Genomic DNA, 14,896 nt, shown 5'->3' on the forward strand with positions numbered 1-14,896 from the left:
ACGCTCGATTCGGACCGGTGGAGACAACTGCCCGAAACGGGAGTCTCTTGCACTCGACACTATCCTTTTGCCCGTCGACCCGTTACGCTCAGGTATGCGCTTTTGCGACGAATGCGGCTCGATGATGAAAGCCGACGGCGACGAGATGGTCTGTACGAGCGCCGACTGCGGGGCCTCGAGCGAACGCGACCGAGAACGAGAAGACGAGTTCGTCTCGACGGAGTCCCAGATGGACGCCGAAATCATCGAGTCCGACGAAAACGCCAACTTCGAGGGGAAGCCGAAGGCGACCGACGTCGTCTGCGACGAGTGTGGCAATCAGGAAGCCTGGTACACGCTCAAGCAGACGGCCTCCGCCGACGAGCCGCCGACGCGATTCTTCAAGTGTACTGAGTGTGGAAAACGATGGCGCGGGTACAACTGAATTCGCTTCGTTCTCGCGTTACAGATCGTTTTTGAGAAAAATTCCGACGACCGCGCCGAGAATGCTCAACCCGACGGTATAGAGTCCGCCGAACACGACGAGGAAGAGTATTCCGAACACGCCGAACCCGCCACCCCCGGCGGGACCGACGAACAAGGCCATGCCGAAGAATCCGAAGAGAACGACTGGGAGAAACATGATGAATCCTGCCAGCGCCCCGACAGGCACACCGTCTGCGGGTTCCCCTCCCTCGAGGTAGCCGGCGACGGCTCCCCCGATCACCGTCGATCCCGGAACGAACGAGAGGACGATACCGACCGCGGCACCGACGAGCGCGTTGAACACCGTGCTCGAGTCCGACTCGTCGTCGGATCCGTACGTCTCGATCGGCGGTGGCGTGTCTGCAGACGGCGAATCCATACGTGGCACTTTCGCCACTGGTAGGAAAGTAATTCGATTGATGTGTCAATTCGGGCGGTGTCGGACGACAGTGGCAACCGGCGGCCGGTAGGGCACAACGTTCACAACGACGCGGACGAACTCTCGAGTGAACGAATGACCGAGGGGCCGCGGCTACCGGGCGTAGGGACGGACGACGACGAGGAAGAGCGGATCGTCTGTCACGTCGACGCGGATTGCTTCTACGCGTCCTGCGAACGGCTTCGCGAGCCCGAACTGGCGGGCGAACCGGTCGTCGTCGGCATGGGATACGAACCCGGCGACAGCATCGGGGCCGTCGCCACGGCCAGCTACGAAGCCCGCGAGTTCGGCGTCGAGAGCGCCCAAGCAATCTCGAGCGCGCTCGAGCGACTCCCTCGTCGCGGCCCCCTCGAAGACGACTCCCAGCGCGACGAAACTGTTGACGAGACTCACGATGACGACCTGTCGGTAGAGAACACGGGGTACTACCGGCCCGTCGACATGGATTACTACGAGTCGGTCGCGAGCGAGGTTCGGGAAATCCTCCACGAGTGCGCCGACGTCGTCAGGGAGGTGAGCATCGACGAGGCCTACCTCGACGTCACCGACCGAACCGCCTGGGAGGTCGCGGACGGCTTCGGTCGCCACATCAAAGACCGGATTCGACGGGAGGTCGGTATCACCGTCAGCATCGGCGTCGCGCCGACGATGAGCGCCGCGAAAATCGCCAGCGACTTCGACAAACCAGACGGCCTGACCGTCGTCGAACCCGGCGAAGTAGCGGAATTCCTCGCGCCGCTCGAGGTCGACTTGCTCCACGGCGTCGGTCCCGTCACTGCCCGGGCGCTGCGCGAGATGGGCCTCGAGACGGCCGCGGACGTGGCGGCGACCGATCCCGAGCCCCTGGTCGAACGCTTCGGCGAACGGGGCCAAGAACTGTACGACCGCGCCCGCGGGGACGACGACCGACGCGTCCAGCCCAAGGGCGAGCCCAAAAGCTTCTCGCGAGAGTCGGCGTTCGCCGAACCCGTCGAGAATTCGGGGCCGAAGTACGAACAGATCGAGACGCTCGCGGCGGCCGTCGCCGACCGCGCCCGACGCGAGGGTGCCCTCTATCGGACGGTCGGTGTCAAGGCGGTCCTTCCGCCGTACGACGTCAACACCCGCGAGCGATCGCTCTCCGGTCCGGTCGACGACCCCGACCTGGTCGATCGAATCGCCCACGATCTGTTCTCGGAGTTCGAGTCCGAACCGGTTCGAAAAGTCGGCGTGAGGGTGGCCAACCTCGAGTTCGCGGCGGCTGATCAGGCGGACCTCGACGGGTGGGAGTCTCACTCGCCAACGTCTGCGACCGAAGCCGACGTGTCCGCTGACGAGGAGGTGTCTGACGCCGAGTCGCTAGATGATCGGGTATCTGAGACGAACACGGTACCTGACACGGAAGCGGAAACAGGTTCCAACGAGGAACGTTCGACGACTGCACGCGGACAGGCCTCGCTCACCGATTTTTCGACACGCTCGAGCGACGACTCCTGAGCGTGTGACACACAGGTCGGAAGGAGGGTCCTGGAACATCATTCAGTAGACAGTACTGTCCAACTGAAACAAACAATCTAATTACAACCCCGTCCAACAGTTCGTACAAGACACGCTGACTTTCACATGACTGAGGATTTCTACGACCTTCTCGACGTCCCGTCCGACGCCTCCCAGGACGAGATCAAAACCGCTTATCGCGAGAAGGTTCGCGAATACCACCCCGATCACAACGACGACGAACGCGCTCGAGCGCAGTTTACGGCGGTCAAAAAGGCCTACGACATTCTCGGCGACCCCGTCGAACAGCAGGCCTACGACAGACTCGGGCACGAAGACTACGTCGCCAAACGAACGAGTGGCCTCCCATCCGCGTCGGTGTGGCGAAGTTCCGACGACAATGACGACGACACAAACAGTTCCTCGAGTAGCGCTAGTGCCAGTTCCTCCGCGACGAAGCAGACGGCTTCCGCGACGAGTGGCGCGACGGGCACAAGCAAAACGACCTCGAGCACGGACTCCGCAGGAACCGGAACTGGAACCGGGGCCAGAACTGGAGCGGGGACCTCGAAGTCGACTGGAACACAGACAACTAGTGGAAGTACACGGTCGACGAGCCAGCAGACGGCGACCGCCTCCGGTACCCAATCCGAACGCAATGCCGCCGTCCGCTGGTGGCGACGACAGAACTTCTCGCTACCGCTGATCTGGGGTTCGCTTTTCGTCTATCTCGCCGGACTCGCTCACTTCGCCCTCGAGAACGAAGCCGAACTCACTGGGCTAGCCGGTGACTTCGGTGCAGTCGGTGGCGATTCCGGCGAACTCTGGGAACTGCTCGCGACCGGCCGGCACGGAGTCGACCCCGTTGTCTCGTTTCTCGCCGCGTTCGAACCGTTCGCGGTGCCACTCGAGGCCCACCTGTGGTACGCCGCGCTGGGCGGTATCACTGGCCTGACGGGCCTCACGTTACTGGGTGCTCGAGTGCGTCGCTCGAGCGAACTCTTCGGTGCGCTCTCGATCGACGAAACGATCGTCCTCGCGGTGGCCCTCGGCGTAACGACAGTCCTCGTCGGCGGTCCGCTGCTCGCCGGCGCGGTGCTCATGCCGTTGCTCTTTCTGGTGATCGTCCAGCACACGCGTCGCGGCCCAGGCTGGACGCCCTCGTATCTGTACGTCCTCCCGGTTCTGGGGCCCCTGGCCGGACTGGGGATCGGTCTTGGCGTCGGTGGCGAACCGACGCTGGTCGTCGACCTGATCGCGTTCGTCTTGTTGCCGATCGTCGGCGGTCTCGCGCTTCCGATTCGAGCGACGATTCGAAAGCACCTCGGCCGATAGCACTCGCCAGCCCGCTCGAGCGTCGCTTCTCACCCGACACGCGTCGCGACGCCCTTCGTCTGGCGGTAATCGCGTCCGAGAATCGCCTCGAGCCGCGAGACGATCGCGTCGGCTTCCGTATCCTCCCACACGGTCGGGTCTCTGATCGGGACGACCATGAACCCACGACCCCGGATCTCCTGTCCGTGCAGCGTGGCCATATCGAGCTCGAGACGGTCGCGCTGAGTCGTGTACGATCTGAGGACGTGGTCGGTTGCGCGCTCACCGACCGGGAGCAGAATGTGGGCGTTGATCGCGCGCAACTCGGCGTCGAAGTATCGCTCGAGGTCGTCGTACGTCGATTCGTCGGGCGTCTCACCCGGCGGGAGACAACACATGTGCCGGTAGCTACAGAAGAGATTCTCGACGGTTGGCTCGCTCCAGGAGCCCGCTGCGAAGCCGACCTCGCGAACGATCGATTGCACGCGCTCGCCGGCCTCGGTTTCGGTAAACGGTACGCCGCTCTCGCGTCCGCCGTGAACGCCGGGATAGTTACCGATCAGGTGAAAGTCGGCGTTCGCGTCGCCGTAGCCGAAGACGGCCGTTCGCTCGTCGGGCCTCGTGCGATCGAACGGCGGTCGCAGTCCAAACGGGTTGCGAGTCCGTTCCGTGACGTTCTTCACGACAGTGAGCAGGGCCTCGAGCGCATATAGACTGTCGGTCCCGTGCGATCACCGCGAGTCGAGTTCGTTCAGCGGGTCGTCTCTTGGCCGGTCGGGGGCGAGCGTCTCCTCGATGAGCGTCGCCAATCCCCGTCGCAGGCGCTGTGAGACCGCGGAGTCGGAGACCTCGAGTTGGGTACTGAGGTCGACGAGCGTCGACCCGCGGGGAACGTCGAAGTACCCGGCCCGATACGCATCCTCGATCACTTCGCGTTGGGGTGTAGTCAGGCCAAACTGGTGGGTCTCGGTGGGACTCACCGTTTCGTGTAGCTGAACGAGTTCGACGGAAATCTCCTGGTCGACGCAACTGCGATAGAACACGGAGAGCGACTCGTAAGTAGAAAATCGCAGCCGAAACGTCCACTGTGTTCCCGTGCCGACGGCGCTCGTGACGATCGCATCCTGCGCTCGAATCGACTCGAGGAGACCGTTGACTCGTTCTCCCCACGTCACTTTGAGCAAGACGTGATCGGCTGTTCGATCGACCGTCGAGACGCTCGCGACAACTGACTCGGTCTCGAGGGCGTCGACGACCGAGTCGGAGGCGGCGGCCGGAACCCAGACGTAGGGCACGACCGACTCGCTCGTCGGCACCGTCGTCTCGACAGTGAGCGTGACGTCTTCGTCGATGTCGGTGAGCGAACCGAGCGGGAAATCCGTCGACGGGACGGCGACTGTCGCGATGATGCTCATCTCACGCGGTCCTCTCGAGTGACGAACCGCCTACGTAATCGGTTTTCGACTGTTCTCCCTGTCCTATCAGTGTTCGTCGAATATCATCACACATGGAGGAACCGTTCGCTGTAACAACTGCAGGGACGTTCAAGAGTTGGCTGGTTAGATATCGAAGTAATTTAAGTATGAACGCGACCGAACGCGTCCTCGAGTTCGGTGGGGCGTACCGTGTCCGTCTCGCTGTTCTACTGGCGGTGGTGAGCCGGAGTTGACGCCTGAACCGGCCAAATACGCCGATCGATCGCGACCTTCACGTCCCGATTGCGGTGTGTTTATTACCGGATAGGCAATTTCCACGGACGATGTACCAGGTCGGTCACTACGGGGCCGCGTTGGTGGCGTACGCACCGGTTGGAACCGCTGTCGGACTGGCTGGGAACGAGACGATGGCGATACTCGGCGCACTCGTTTGCGTTGGCCTCTCGACAATTCCGGATGTGGACCACACACTCCCCCTGATCGACCACCGTGGTCCGACTCATACGGTCGGCTTCGCGGTGGCCGTCGGAATCGTCCTCGCCGCTGCCACGGCCGTACTCGTCGATGCCACCTCGCCGGCAGCGGACGTCGGATTCGTCACGTTTGCCTTCGTCGTCGGCACGCTTTCGATCGGTTCACACCTCCTCGCAGACGCGTTGACTCCAATGGGAATTCGTCCGTTCTGGCCGCTCTCGAGGCGTCATTACTCACTCGGCGTGACGACCGCGGCGAATCCGATCGCGAACTACGTCCTGTTTGCGATCGGTGGCGGTATGGCGCTTCTCGGAATCGGAGTTGTCGTCACGTTCGGCTAACCCCGACAACGCGAATAGTCGCCGCAGGTCGTCAGCATACGACGGTCTCAGTCAGCCGGTTCGGGTTCTGGGACTTTCGCGTCTTCGCTCACGACGGACCGATTCGGAATGTCGAGTTCGGGCTCGATACCGACGGTGAGCAGCCGTTCGGTGTACGTGAGTTCTTCCGCGATCGGATCGGGTTTGTCGACAGTTTCGTACTCGACGACGACGCCCTCAGATTCGGCCGCGATACGCGCGTAGTTCAACTGGAAGGACGGCTGGAAGACCGGCGGGAGCAATCCGGCGACGACTTCGCGACGGTAGAGTCGCTTCAGCCAGGTGCCCGTGTTGACGACGAGTCGGTCCTCGAGTTCAGTGACGGCGGGTCGGTGGGTGTGGCCGTAGCAAAAGACGGCCGTCTGCGGGCGCTCCTCGAAGACCTCCCGTGCGGCCTCGTGGTAGGGTTCCGTCGGATCCGCCGGCTCGTCGCCCTCGAAGATACCGAAGCGATTCAGCGTAATTCTGACGTCTCGAGCGACGAGATACAGCGGAACGCCGATCAGTAACAGCAAGCCGACGACGGCGACGTTGACCGCGAGCAAGGAGTAGACGAGGGTGCTCGCCGGACCCAGATAGACGAGGGCGCTCTCGAAGTACACTATCGGAGCCGACCAGACGTCCGCCAGGTCGAGTCCGGCGAGTATCGCGAGGATCGCGCTGACGTTGAACAACAACAGAAACGGCACCGCTGCGTACCGAAGCAAGGGGTTCATCTCCCGATAGAAGTACTTCGAGGTCATCCACGTCGGAATTCGCTGCATCGGGGCGACCGCCTGAATGTCCTTGAGCCAGTTGTAGCGGCCGCGATCCGACAACTGACCCGCACGACTCGTCACGTGCCGGTTTACGTAGTACCCCAGCGGTTTGTCGTGTTGATTGCCGAAATCTTCGATCCGATTGTTCGGGTCGCGTTGCATGCCGTGCTCGAGCCAAATCTCGCGCTCACCGACCGTGCGAGTGATCGACTCCTCCTGGACAAGGTCGACGTTGTACTCGGCGAAGCGCTCGACGTACTCGTCGTAGGCCGCAAGTTCGTAGTCGTGATTGCCCGGTAACAGCGTGATCTGGACGTTCTCGCCCGTCGCCCGAAACTGCTCGAACAGTTGGGGGTACGACGACACGAGCGAGTCGAACTTCTCGATGCCCTCGAGTTGGGTAAACTCCCAGAGCCCGAACGCGTCGCCGTTGATCAGTAACTCGGCGTCTTCGTCCGTCGTCTCTAACTCCTCCAGAAACGCGAGGAGTTCGTCTAAGAACTCGACGTGCTCGAGTTGTTCGTCACCACCGATGTGTAAATCGCTGATCACGTAGTAGACCGTCCCGTCGGCGTTGTCGGCCATTCGGGTAGGGGTTTCGAGGCCACCCTCAAAGGAGTGTCCCGTTCCCTCGAGACGTGTCGATCGGTTGTGAATTTCTTGACGGAACCGCCCAAAAACCGTGTGCTCCGAACGGCGTTACGCGCTGCTCGCGGCGACCCGCGTTCGCCAAATGCTGATTGCGAGGAAGACGAACAACAGTGCGGTGGAAGCGAGATACACGGCGTCGTAGGCTGGGTTGACGGCCTCTCGAGCGAGGAACGTGACGACGAACGCGAGCGCCGTCGTGAAGCCGAGCAGTGCGGTAAGGGGCTTGTTCGAGAACTGGCGTCGTCCGATCATGAACGCGACGAGGACGGCGGCGATGGAGACGAGCATCACGGCGTACTGGGCCATCTGCAGCGACGGGCCGTAGGCGGTGATGTCGCCGAGTGCGAAGGGACTGAGAGCGACGTGGAACGGGAGTGAGAGCGCGCCGAGTGCGAGCGAGGCGGTCGCGTGTGTCGCCGTCAGTTGTGACTCCCAGACGAGAACGGTCGCGACCACGAACAGGACGAAGATGAGAACGGCCGTCCAGAAGTGAAGCTGGAGGATGTCCATCGTGTACTGCGTGACGGTTTCGCGGCCGAGGACGACCTGAATCGGCGTCAAAATCGCGCCGAGAACGACGAGGCCGGCGATCCGGTTGTCGATGTCCGGCAGCCGCCAAGACGCGAATGCCGTGGCGACGATGGCGAACCCGGCGAACATCGCGACGAAGCGGTGGAACCACTCGTAGAAACTGGGCATGTTCGCCGGGAACGCGTTGTAGGGTCCGGCGTCGCAAAGCGGCCAGTTTTGCTCGCAGGCGAGGCCGGAGCCGGTCGCCTTCGCCGCAACGCCGAGGAGAATCGTCGCGGCGACCAGCAAGAGCGTCGTCACGAGCAGGTGGCGAAAGCCAAACCGTTCGATCAGCGGGCGCAATACCGGACGGGAAGTGTAACTATCGGTCGACACGGGCGTTCAGGCGAGGGTTAGCACTATCGCTACTTAGGTTACCCGAGTCGTTCCTACACCACTGGAATCGCCAGACAGGGACGGTACGCCGGTGATTCGCTCGAGTCCGTGCTCGTCCGCACCGACGCGGGCCGCGTTCGCCACGCTCGCTCGAGGCTGCCTTCGCCACGCCCACGCGAGGCCGGACTCGCAGCGCGCCCTCGCGTTCGTCGCATTCAAACGTTGTCCGTCCCAGCACCCGCTATGGACAAACGCGAGCGACTCGAGGCCTACCTCGAGTCGAACGGACTCGATTCGGTCTGGTTCGCTCGGCCGAACAGTTTCGCCTGGCTGACGGGCGGTTCGAACGTGATCGACCGCGAAACGGATGCCGGTGTCGCCGCCGTGGGGTACGACGGCACGGACGTTCGTGTCGTGACCAACAACATCGAGGCGGATCGAATCGCGGCCGAGGAACTCCCGGATCTCGCCGTCGAAGACGTCTCGCTCGAGACGTACTCCTGGCACGCCTCGTCGCTCGGCGAGGCGATCGCCGCCCGCGTCGGCGCGGACGAACGCGGCGCAGCCGACGTCGACGTTCCCGGTCTCGAGCGCATCGATCCGACGCCGCTTCGACAGCCACTGACCGAGCGGGATCGAGAGCGATACCGGACGCTGGGGCGGGAAACAGCCGCCGCCGTCGAATCGGTCTGTCGCGAACTCCGAGCCGAGGATACCGAACACGAGGTCGCCTCGGCGTTGCGCGTCGCCCTCACGGCGCGAGACATCGAAGCCCCCGTAGTGCTCGTCGGCGGGGCAGAGCGAGCACAGGAGTATCGCCACTACACGCCGACGACAGCCGAATTGGGTGACTACGTGCTCGTCTCCGTCACGACCCAACGCGCCGGCCTCCACGCGAGTTGTACGCGCGCCGTCGCGTTCGACCCGCCCGAGTGGCTCGAGGAGCGCCACGCGGCAGCGGCACGCGTCGAGACGACCGCGCTCGCAGCGACCCAGCAGGCAGCCCTCGAGGGCGAATCCGCGGGAACCGTCTTCTCGGCGATTCGAGACGCCTACGATGTCGTGGGCTTCGACGGCGAGTGGGAGTATCACCACCAGGGGGGAGCGGCCGGCTTCGCCGGCCGAGAGTGGATCGCGACGCCGGACCACCGGGCCCCGGTGATCGAGCCGATGGCGTACGCGTGGAATCCGACCGTTCGAGGTGCCAAAAGCGAAGGGACCGCACTCGTCACGGCCGAATCGGTCGAGGACCTGACGACGACGGATCGCTGGCCGACCACGACGGCCCGGGCCGTCGGCTACGAGTTAGCACTCGAGCGCCCGGCCGTACTCGGCCTCGAGGAGTGAGGAATAGACCTATTCGTCGTCCGTCCGCTGATCCGTGTCGCCGGCTACACTCGAGTCGGTGGCATCGTCAGTATCCGACTCCGGACGGTTCGGTGTACTCGAGCCCACGCCGTCCGTCTCTGTACTTGTGTCCGGTTCGTCCCGGGTTTCGGTCGAATCGATGTGGTCAGTCGATTCGGTCGATTCGGTTGGGTCGGTATCGTCGACGGTAATCGTCACCGGCTCGAGGTCGGAACCCCCATCGGAGGGGCGCTCGAGGATCGAATCGAGCGTGAAAATCGTGTTCAACTCGCGTTGAACCTGATCGACGACCCCCCCGACGAGATCGCTCGGTTGGATTGCGGTGTAGGCGTAGGGATTGTTGCCGGCACCGTCGTTTACGCGTTTCTCGCGCGTGACTCGCTCCTCGTCGTGGAGTTCTGCGAGTGCTTCTCGAACCGTACTCGGATAGAGGCCCGTGCCCGTCGCCACCTCCTCGGCGGTACTCGCGGGATTCGCGAGCAAGAAGACGTAGATCTTCGCGCGGGTCTCGGTGTCGAGAATCCACGAGAGCAGATCGACGATTCGCTGGTCGACCTCCTCGAGTGCGACCGTTCGGACGGCGTCGTCGTCACCGTCTCGAGGACGATCGGGTTGGTTCTCCTCGCGCGGACGCCCGTCTGTGTTGTCCGAACCCATCTGTCTCTCGAGTGGGGCGACACGTCCCACGGCAGTAAATCTTTGCGGGCCCTGAACAACTCGCTGGGAGACCAGTCGGTCGTTACTCGGTCCCGAGAAGCAGCGACTGACACAGGGCGTCGGGGCCGTCTTCCTCCCGAAGTCGCCGCTGGCGCTCGGCACCGCTTTCGCGTTCGTAGACGCGTTTGATCCCCTCGATACCGAGACGTTCGCACTCGCGGTCGACGACCTCGCCCAGATCGACCGTTCCCTCGAGGTCGCGAGTGATAAACGAGGCGTCCTGGCCGTGGCGAATCGCCCGCCACTTGTTTTCGTCGAGGAGTTCGCGGCGGTGCTCGCGACCGTAGCCGGGCGCGCCGTCCTCGTACTCCGCGGCGAGGGCCTCGACGAGCGCGTGGGCGTACTCGACGAACGCCATCACGATATCCGGGTCGGCCTGTCCGTCCGGCGTGCGGAGTTCGACGGTTCCGTGGGCCGTGTGCGGGCGCACGTCGTACCAGAGTTCGCCGCGGTCCTCGATCGCGTTCGTCTCGAGCATCCGTCGCTCGAACTGGTCGAACGCCTCGTAGTCCTCGAAGTACGTCGGCATGCCCGTGTTCGGCAGCGCCTCGAAAATCTTGGCGCGCGCGGACTGGAGGCCGGTGTCGAATCCGTTCCAGTACGGCGAGTTTGCCGAAAGCGCGAGCATGATCGGCACGTACCAGCGCAGTTCGTTCGCGATCCAGACCGCTTTGTCCGCGTCGTCGACGCCGACGTGGACGTGGACGCCGGCGGTCGTATTCCGGTGTTGTGGATACTGGATTCGGTCGAGTTGCGATTGGTAGCGGGGCTTTTCGGCGTGCTCGAGTTCGCGCCACTTCGCGAGGGGATGTAAGCCGGCGGCGGCGATCTGGAAGCCGTGTTCGTTCGCGTGGTCGACCAGCGCGCGTCGGATCTCGAGCAGCGACTCTCGGGCGTCGCTCGGTTCCTCGATCAGCGGCGTCTGCGTCTCGATGACGAACTTGAACAGCTCGTGGTCGAGGCGGTCGTCGAGGATCTCCGGCGGGTCGTGTTCGTAGACGAGTTCGTCGGTGCCACTCGTAGGGCGGCCGTCGTCGTCGACGACGAAACACTCCTCTTCGATCCCCAGCGTGCCCATGCGCGTAAACGATTCCCGGGACCCGCGTTCCATCGTCTCTCGTTTTCGCCCGCGGTGATAAATACCGTTTGGACTCGGAACTGACTGCGGTGTGATCCCCGTCGAAACGCTCGAGGAGGCAAAACGGGCGAGAGAATTCGCCAGAAGCTCAGGTGGTCGTGATCTCTGCGTCCGGTTCGACGGCGTCGTCGTCCTCGCGAAGCCTGAACTTCTGGACTTTCCCGCTCGGGTTCTTGGGGAGTTCGTCGACGAAGTAGTACGCGCGCGGCCGCTTGAAGTCGGCGAGGTCGTCGCTCTCGAGGACCGCGGCGTCGAGTTCGTCCGCGCTGACGCCGTCGGCGACGACGTAGGCGACGACCAGTTCGCCCCACTCCTCGTCGGGTTCGCCGAGGACGGCGGCTTCTTCGACGGCGTCGTGGGCGAACAGGACGTCTTCGACCTCGGCGGGGTAGATGTTCTCGCCGCCGGAGACGATCATGTCGTCCTTTCGGTCGACGACGAAGAGGTAGCCGTCCTCGTCGCAGTAGCCGAGGTCCCCCGTGTAGTACCACGTCGTTCCGTCGACCTCCCGAAGCGAGTGGTCGGTCGCCTCGGGGCGGTTCCAGTACTCGCGCATCACGCAGGGGCTGGCAATGAGAATCTCCCCGATTTCTCCTTGCTCGAGGGTCTGATCCGGATCCGCATCCGGCTCGACGATTCGAACCTGATGGTTGAGGCCGGGCAGGCCGGCAGAGCCCTGTTTCGGGTGTTGATCCTCGGGTGGCTGAAAGACCCCTGCTGGCCCGATCTCGGTCATACCGTAGGCCTGCACGTAATCGTCACAGAGGTGCTCCCGGCAGTTCTCGAGGACCTGTTCTGGCATCGGTGCTGCGCCGTAGAGGCCGAGTCGGAGCGAGGAGGTGTCGACGGGGGAGTCCGCGGCGGTGAGCGACAACGCGTTCCACGCCGTCGGTGCGGCGAACAGGAGCGACACGTCGTGTTCGTCGATCGCCTCGAGCGCGGCGACGGGGTCGAACTCGTGGTGGATGACGCTCGTCGCGCCCCGGTGGACGCGCGGGAACAGGTTGCAGTGTAACTCGGCGCAGTGATAGAGGGGCATGATCGACAACCCGACGTCGTCGCGAGTGAGGTTCATCTCGGCGATACACAGCAGGTTGTGCTCGACCATGCTTCGGTGTTCGTGAACCACTCCTTTCGGCCGACCAGTCGTTCCCGAGGTGTAGATGAACGCGTACACGTCGTCTTCCTCGACGGTGGCGTTCGGTCGCTCGGCCGTGCCGGACTCGAGGAGGTCGTAAAACCCGCTGGCGTACTCCGGCACGTCGTCGTCGATGTAGACGTACGAGTCGACGGTCTCGAGGGCCGGCTTCGCCCCTTCGACGGACTCTCGAGTCGACGATTCGAACACCACGACGTCGGCCGCCGCGTCGTTCACGATGTACTCGATCTCACCCGGCGGCAAGCGGAAGTTCAGCGGGGTGAAGACCGCACCGAGTTTCGCACACGCGTAGACGGTGAGCGCCATCTCCGACCCGTTTTGGAGTACCGTCGCGACGCGGTCGCCCTTCTCGACGCCCGACTCGCGAAACGAGTTCGCCAGTCGATTCACGCGCTCGTCGAACTCCTCGTAGGTCCAGCGCTGGTCCTTGTGCGGATAGACGATCGCTTCCCGGTTGGGGTGTCGATCAACCGTCTGCTCGAGCGTGTCGCCGATCGTGGGATGTGCAGACATAACGCGCTAGAATATCACAAACATCCTTATATTTGTTATCGCACATCGGACCAGCGTCCAGCCGCTCTTTCAAAAACTGAACTCAAGCTCGAGCTATCGCGGCCGAGCGACGATACCGAGGTGATCCGTGTGATAGTCGTCGAGTCGGCGCGTCTCGAGCACGTCGTACGCCGACTCGAGTTCCTCGCGAACGTCAGCGAACACGTCGCTCGGCTCTCGCGTCACGTCCTCGCTTCGGGCCTTCACGGCGAGTAAGAGTCGGCCGTCGTCTGCCAGGAATCGGGCGTTCTCGCAGGCGACGCGGGCCTGCCCGCGCGTCGCGACGTCCTGAACGAGCATGTCGACGTTCGATTCGACGACGTGGGCGTACGTCTCCGGTTTTCTGGCGTCCGCGAGCAACGGGAAGAGCCGCGGGCGGGACTCCGCGGCCTCGAGCAAGTCTCTGGCCGGCCGAGGCGCGAACTCGACGGCGTACGTCGGCCCGGAAAAATCGGCGACGTGGCTGACCGTCGTCCCGCTCGCCGCGCCGAGATAGAGGACAGTTTCTTCACCCGCGAGGGAGGTGTCCATCTCCAACTCGAGCATCGCCCCCAGTTTCGATCGATTCGGGTTCCAGGCTCGCCACTCGCCGTCCCTCGGTTCGCCGTAGACCGGCTCTCCGCGAGTCGCGAGGCGTTCCGTCCCGTCGATTTCGCGGTGCTCGACGCCCGCCGGGAGCGCGTCACTCATCGTCACCCTCCGGTTCGTCGCTATCGCTCGAACCAGCGTCGTCGGTTCGCGCCTGAATCGTTTCGATTCGCTCCGCGAGTTCGGCCTCGAGGTCGGGCTTTCGCTCACCGGAATAGTGATCGACGCGGGCGGCGATAGAGAGTTTCCCGGCGAGGGCTCTCGCCGCCGAGCCCCGCTCGTCGGGATGGGTCTGTCGCACCGCGTCGTGTGTGTAGATGATCCCGTGTTTTGGCGAGGGTGCGTGCCCACGGAGGTGAGCGAACAGCGCGTCCTCGGCACCGAGCACCTGTACCGTTCCGCTCGGCTTCTTCGCGAGGTTCTCGAGTCCCCCGGCTAGCGAGATCAGCCGCGCACCGAGGACGGGGCCGGCGAGCGCCGCGAGGTTCGGTGCGACTGTCGGCATCTGTCGCTCGACGTACTCCCGCAACGCCTCGGCCTCGTCGGCCAGACCCACCGCGCGCTCGGCGAGCGAGACGAGTGGCTGCGGTGGGTGCTCGCTCGCTGGGTCTCGAGTCGCGAGTTCGCGGGCGTAATCGATTCCCGTTCCGGCGTCGGGATCGACCGTCCCAGCCCACTCGGCGAGGCGTTCGGCGAGTTCGTTCGCCGTCCGCGTACAGTCGTCCATCGTGCGCACTGCGTGGACCAACTGGCGGTCGTCGGCCCCCTCGCGCTCGGTCACGGCCCCTCGAGTCGCCGCCATCGAGGCCTCGTGGAGCGCGTCGTAGTAGGCGTTCTCGTCGTCGACGAACCCGGCCTCGAGCGCGAGCGTCGGCCAGTCTCGAGGCTCGTCGGCACGCCCCTCGCGAATCGCCGTTGCGGCGGCCGCTGTGTCCTCCGCGTCGACGTTCGCGAACCATCCATCGTCCGCGGCGAACGTATCGGTCATACCGTCCCTTGGTGGCCGCGCTCGTATATGCGTTCTCGAAACCGTTCGAACTCGGCCTCGCGGTCGCTTCGAACGCTTCGACTCGAG

15 protein-coding genes are annotated in these 14,896 nt (G+C 63.8%); 5 read left to right on the forward strand and 10 right to left on the reverse strand.

Annotated elements, in window-relative coordinates:
* Positions 1-94 precede the first annotated feature (94 nt).
* On the forward strand, positions 95-424 hold the full coding sequence (locus BB347_RS05425) for a transcription factor S (protein WP_076581837.1): 330 nt from the start codon (positions 95-97) through the stop codon (positions 422-424).
* An 18-nt stretch (positions 425-442) separates the two neighbouring features.
* On the opposite strand, the gene BB347_RS05430 is transcribed toward BB347_RS05425, so the two are convergent.
* Positions 443-844 (reverse strand): DUF5518 domain-containing protein, encoded by a 402-nt coding sequence (locus BB347_RS05430; protein ID WP_076581838.1) that lies wholly within the window; start codon positions 842-844, stop codon positions 443-445.
* Positions 845-979: 135 nt separating this feature from the next.
* Between BB347_RS05430 and BB347_RS05435 the strand changes: the two genes are divergently transcribed.
* Both BB347_RS05435 and BB347_RS05440 read left to right on the forward strand, forming a co-directional pair.
* Complete coding sequence (locus BB347_RS05435) at positions 980-2,380, forward strand: DNA polymerase Y family protein (protein ID WP_076582480.1); 1,401 nt, start codon at positions 980-982, stop codon at positions 2,378-2,380.
* A 126-nt stretch (positions 2,381-2,506) separates the two neighbouring features.
* Positions 2,507-3,715 carry a J domain-containing protein gene (locus BB347_RS05440; protein WP_076581840.1) on the forward strand — a complete coding sequence of 403 codons (1,209 nt, stop codon included), beginning with the start codon at positions 2,507-2,509 and terminating at the stop codon, positions 3,713-3,715.
* Between the two features lie 29 nt (positions 3,716-3,744).
* On the opposite strand, the gene BB347_RS05445 is transcribed toward BB347_RS05440, so the two are convergent.
* Both BB347_RS05445 and BB347_RS05450 read right to left on the reverse strand, forming a co-directional pair.
* Positions 3,745-4,377 carry a uracil-DNA glycosylase family protein gene (locus BB347_RS05445; protein ID WP_076581841.1) on the reverse strand — a complete coding sequence of 211 codons (633 nt, stop codon included), beginning with the start codon at positions 4,375-4,377 and terminating at the stop codon, positions 3,745-3,747.
* Between the two features lie 48 nt (positions 4,378-4,425).
* Positions 4,426-5,109: a helix-turn-helix domain-containing protein gene (locus BB347_RS05450; RefSeq protein WP_076581843.1), complete on the reverse strand. Its 684-nt coding sequence runs from the start codon at positions 5,107-5,109 to the stop codon at positions 4,426-4,428.
* A 344-nt stretch (positions 5,110-5,453) separates the two neighbouring features.
* Between BB347_RS05450 and BB347_RS05455 the strand changes: the two genes are divergently transcribed.
* On the forward strand, positions 5,454-5,945 hold the full coding sequence (locus BB347_RS05455; protein WP_076581844.1) for a metal-dependent hydrolase: 492 nt from the start codon (positions 5,454-5,456) through the stop codon (positions 5,943-5,945).
* A gap of 47 nt (positions 5,946-5,992) precedes the next feature.
* Here the strand turns inward: BB347_RS05455 and BB347_RS05460 are convergent, their stop codons facing one another.
* Together BB347_RS05460 and BB347_RS05465 are read right to left on the reverse strand one after the other, a co-directional pair.
* Positions 5,993-7,327: a metallophosphoesterase gene (locus BB347_RS05460; protein ID WP_076581845.1), complete on the reverse strand. Its 1,335-nt coding sequence runs from the start codon at positions 7,325-7,327 to the stop codon at positions 5,993-5,995.
* A gap of 114 nt (positions 7,328-7,441) precedes the next feature.
* A complete protein-coding gene (locus BB347_RS05465) occupies positions 7,442-8,299 on the reverse strand; it encodes a COX15/CtaA family protein (protein WP_076581846.1) in 858 nt (285 codons plus the stop codon).
* A 243-nt stretch (positions 8,300-8,542) separates the two neighbouring features.
* Here BB347_RS05465 and BB347_RS05470 point away from each other — a divergent pair, with 243 nt between their 5' ends.
* Positions 8,543-9,646, forward strand: coding sequence for a M24 family metallopeptidase (locus tag BB347_RS05470; protein ID WP_076581847.1), 1,104 nt, complete (start codon positions 8,543-8,545; stop codon positions 9,644-9,646).
* Between the two features lie 9 nt (positions 9,647-9,655).
* On the opposite strand, the gene BB347_RS05475 is transcribed toward BB347_RS05470, so the two are convergent.
* The 5 genes from BB347_RS05475 to BB347_RS05495 all read right to left on the reverse strand — a co-directional run bounded on the left by BB347_RS05475 (position 9,656) and on the right by BB347_RS05495 (position 14,809).
* On the reverse strand, positions 9,656-10,324 hold the full coding sequence (locus BB347_RS05475) for a helix-turn-helix domain-containing protein (protein ID WP_076581849.1): 669 nt from the start codon (positions 10,322-10,324) through the stop codon (positions 9,656-9,658).
* Between the two features lie 82 nt (positions 10,325-10,406).
* Positions 10,407-11,495: a glutamate--cysteine ligase gene (locus BB347_RS05480; RefSeq protein WP_076581850.1), complete on the reverse strand. Its 1,089-nt coding sequence runs from the start codon at positions 11,493-11,495 to the stop codon at positions 10,407-10,409.
* A 115-nt stretch (positions 11,496-11,610) separates the two neighbouring features.
* A complete protein-coding gene (locus BB347_RS05485) occupies positions 11,611-13,194 on the reverse strand; it encodes a long-chain-fatty-acid--CoA ligase (protein WP_076581851.1) in 1,584 nt (527 codons plus the stop codon).
* 93 nt (positions 13,195-13,287) lie between these two features.
* The gene (locus BB347_RS05490; protein ID WP_076581852.1) at positions 13,288-13,923 is read right to left on the reverse strand and encodes a fibrillarin-like rRNA/tRNA 2'-O-methyltransferase; all 636 of its coding nucleotides are present in this window, start codon (positions 13,921-13,923) and stop codon (positions 13,288-13,290) included.
* Complete coding sequence (locus BB347_RS05495) at positions 13,916-14,809, reverse strand: NOP5/NOP56 family protein (protein WP_076581854.1); 894 nt, start codon at positions 14,807-14,809, stop codon at positions 13,916-13,918. Before BB347_RS05495 ends, BB347_RS05490 begins: the two co-directional genes overlap by 8 nt.
* Between the last annotated feature and the right edge of the window lie 87 nt (positions 14,810-14,896).

Origin of the sequence: Natronorubrum daqingense, assembly GCF_001971705.1 — an archaeon.
Classification (GTDB): Archaea; Halobacteriota; Halobacteria; order Halobacteriales; family Natrialbaceae; genus Natronorubrum; species Natronorubrum daqingense.

Excerpts from the sequence above, each read along its gene's own strand:
- BB347_RS05470 (WP_076581847.1), top strand. The coding sequence starts at position 8,543 with ATGGACAAACGCGAGCGACTCGAGGCCTACCTCGAGTCGAACGGACTC.
- BB347_RS05425 (WP_076581837.1), top strand. The coding sequence starts at position 95 with ATGCGCTTTTGCGACGAATGCGGCTCGATGATGAAAGCCGACGGCGAC.
- BB347_RS05430 (WP_076581838.1), bottom strand. The coding sequence starts at position 844 with ATGGATTCGCCGTCTGCAGACACGCCACCGCCGATCGAGACGTACGGA.
- BB347_RS05480 (WP_076581850.1), bottom strand. The coding sequence starts at position 11,495 with ATGGAACGCGGGTCCCGGGAATCGTTTACGCGCATGGGCACGCTGGGG.
- BB347_RS05475 (WP_076581849.1), bottom strand. The coding sequence starts at position 10,324 with ATGGGTTCGGACAACACAGACGGGCGTCCGCGCGAGGAGAACCAACCC.
- BB347_RS05490 (WP_076581852.1), bottom strand. The coding sequence starts at position 13,923 with ATGAGTGACGCGCTCCCGGCGGGCGTCGAGCACCGCGAAATCGACGGG.
- BB347_RS05455 (WP_076581844.1), top strand. The coding sequence starts at position 5,454 with ATGTACCAGGTCGGTCACTACGGGGCCGCGTTGGTGGCGTACGCACCG.
- BB347_RS05440 (WP_076581840.1), top strand. The coding sequence starts at position 2,507 with ATGACTGAGGATTTCTACGACCTTCTCGACGTCCCGTCCGACGCCTCC.
- BB347_RS05460 (WP_076581845.1), bottom strand. The coding sequence starts at position 7,327 with ATGGCCGACAACGCCGACGGGACGGTCTACTACGTGATCAGCGATTTA.
- BB347_RS05435 (WP_076582480.1), top strand. The coding sequence starts at position 980 with ATGACCGAGGGGCCGCGGCTACCGGGCGTAGGGACGGACGACGACGAG.
- BB347_RS05450 (WP_076581843.1), bottom strand. The coding sequence starts at position 5,109 with ATGAGCATCATCGCGACAGTCGCCGTCCCGTCGACGGATTTCCCGCTC.
- BB347_RS05495 (WP_076581854.1), bottom strand. The coding sequence starts at position 14,809 with ATGACCGATACGTTCGCCGCGGACGATGGATGGTTCGCGAACGTCGAC.
- BB347_RS05485 (WP_076581851.1), bottom strand. The coding sequence starts at position 13,194 with ATGTCTGCACATCCCACGATCGGCGACACGCTCGAGCAGACGGTTGAT.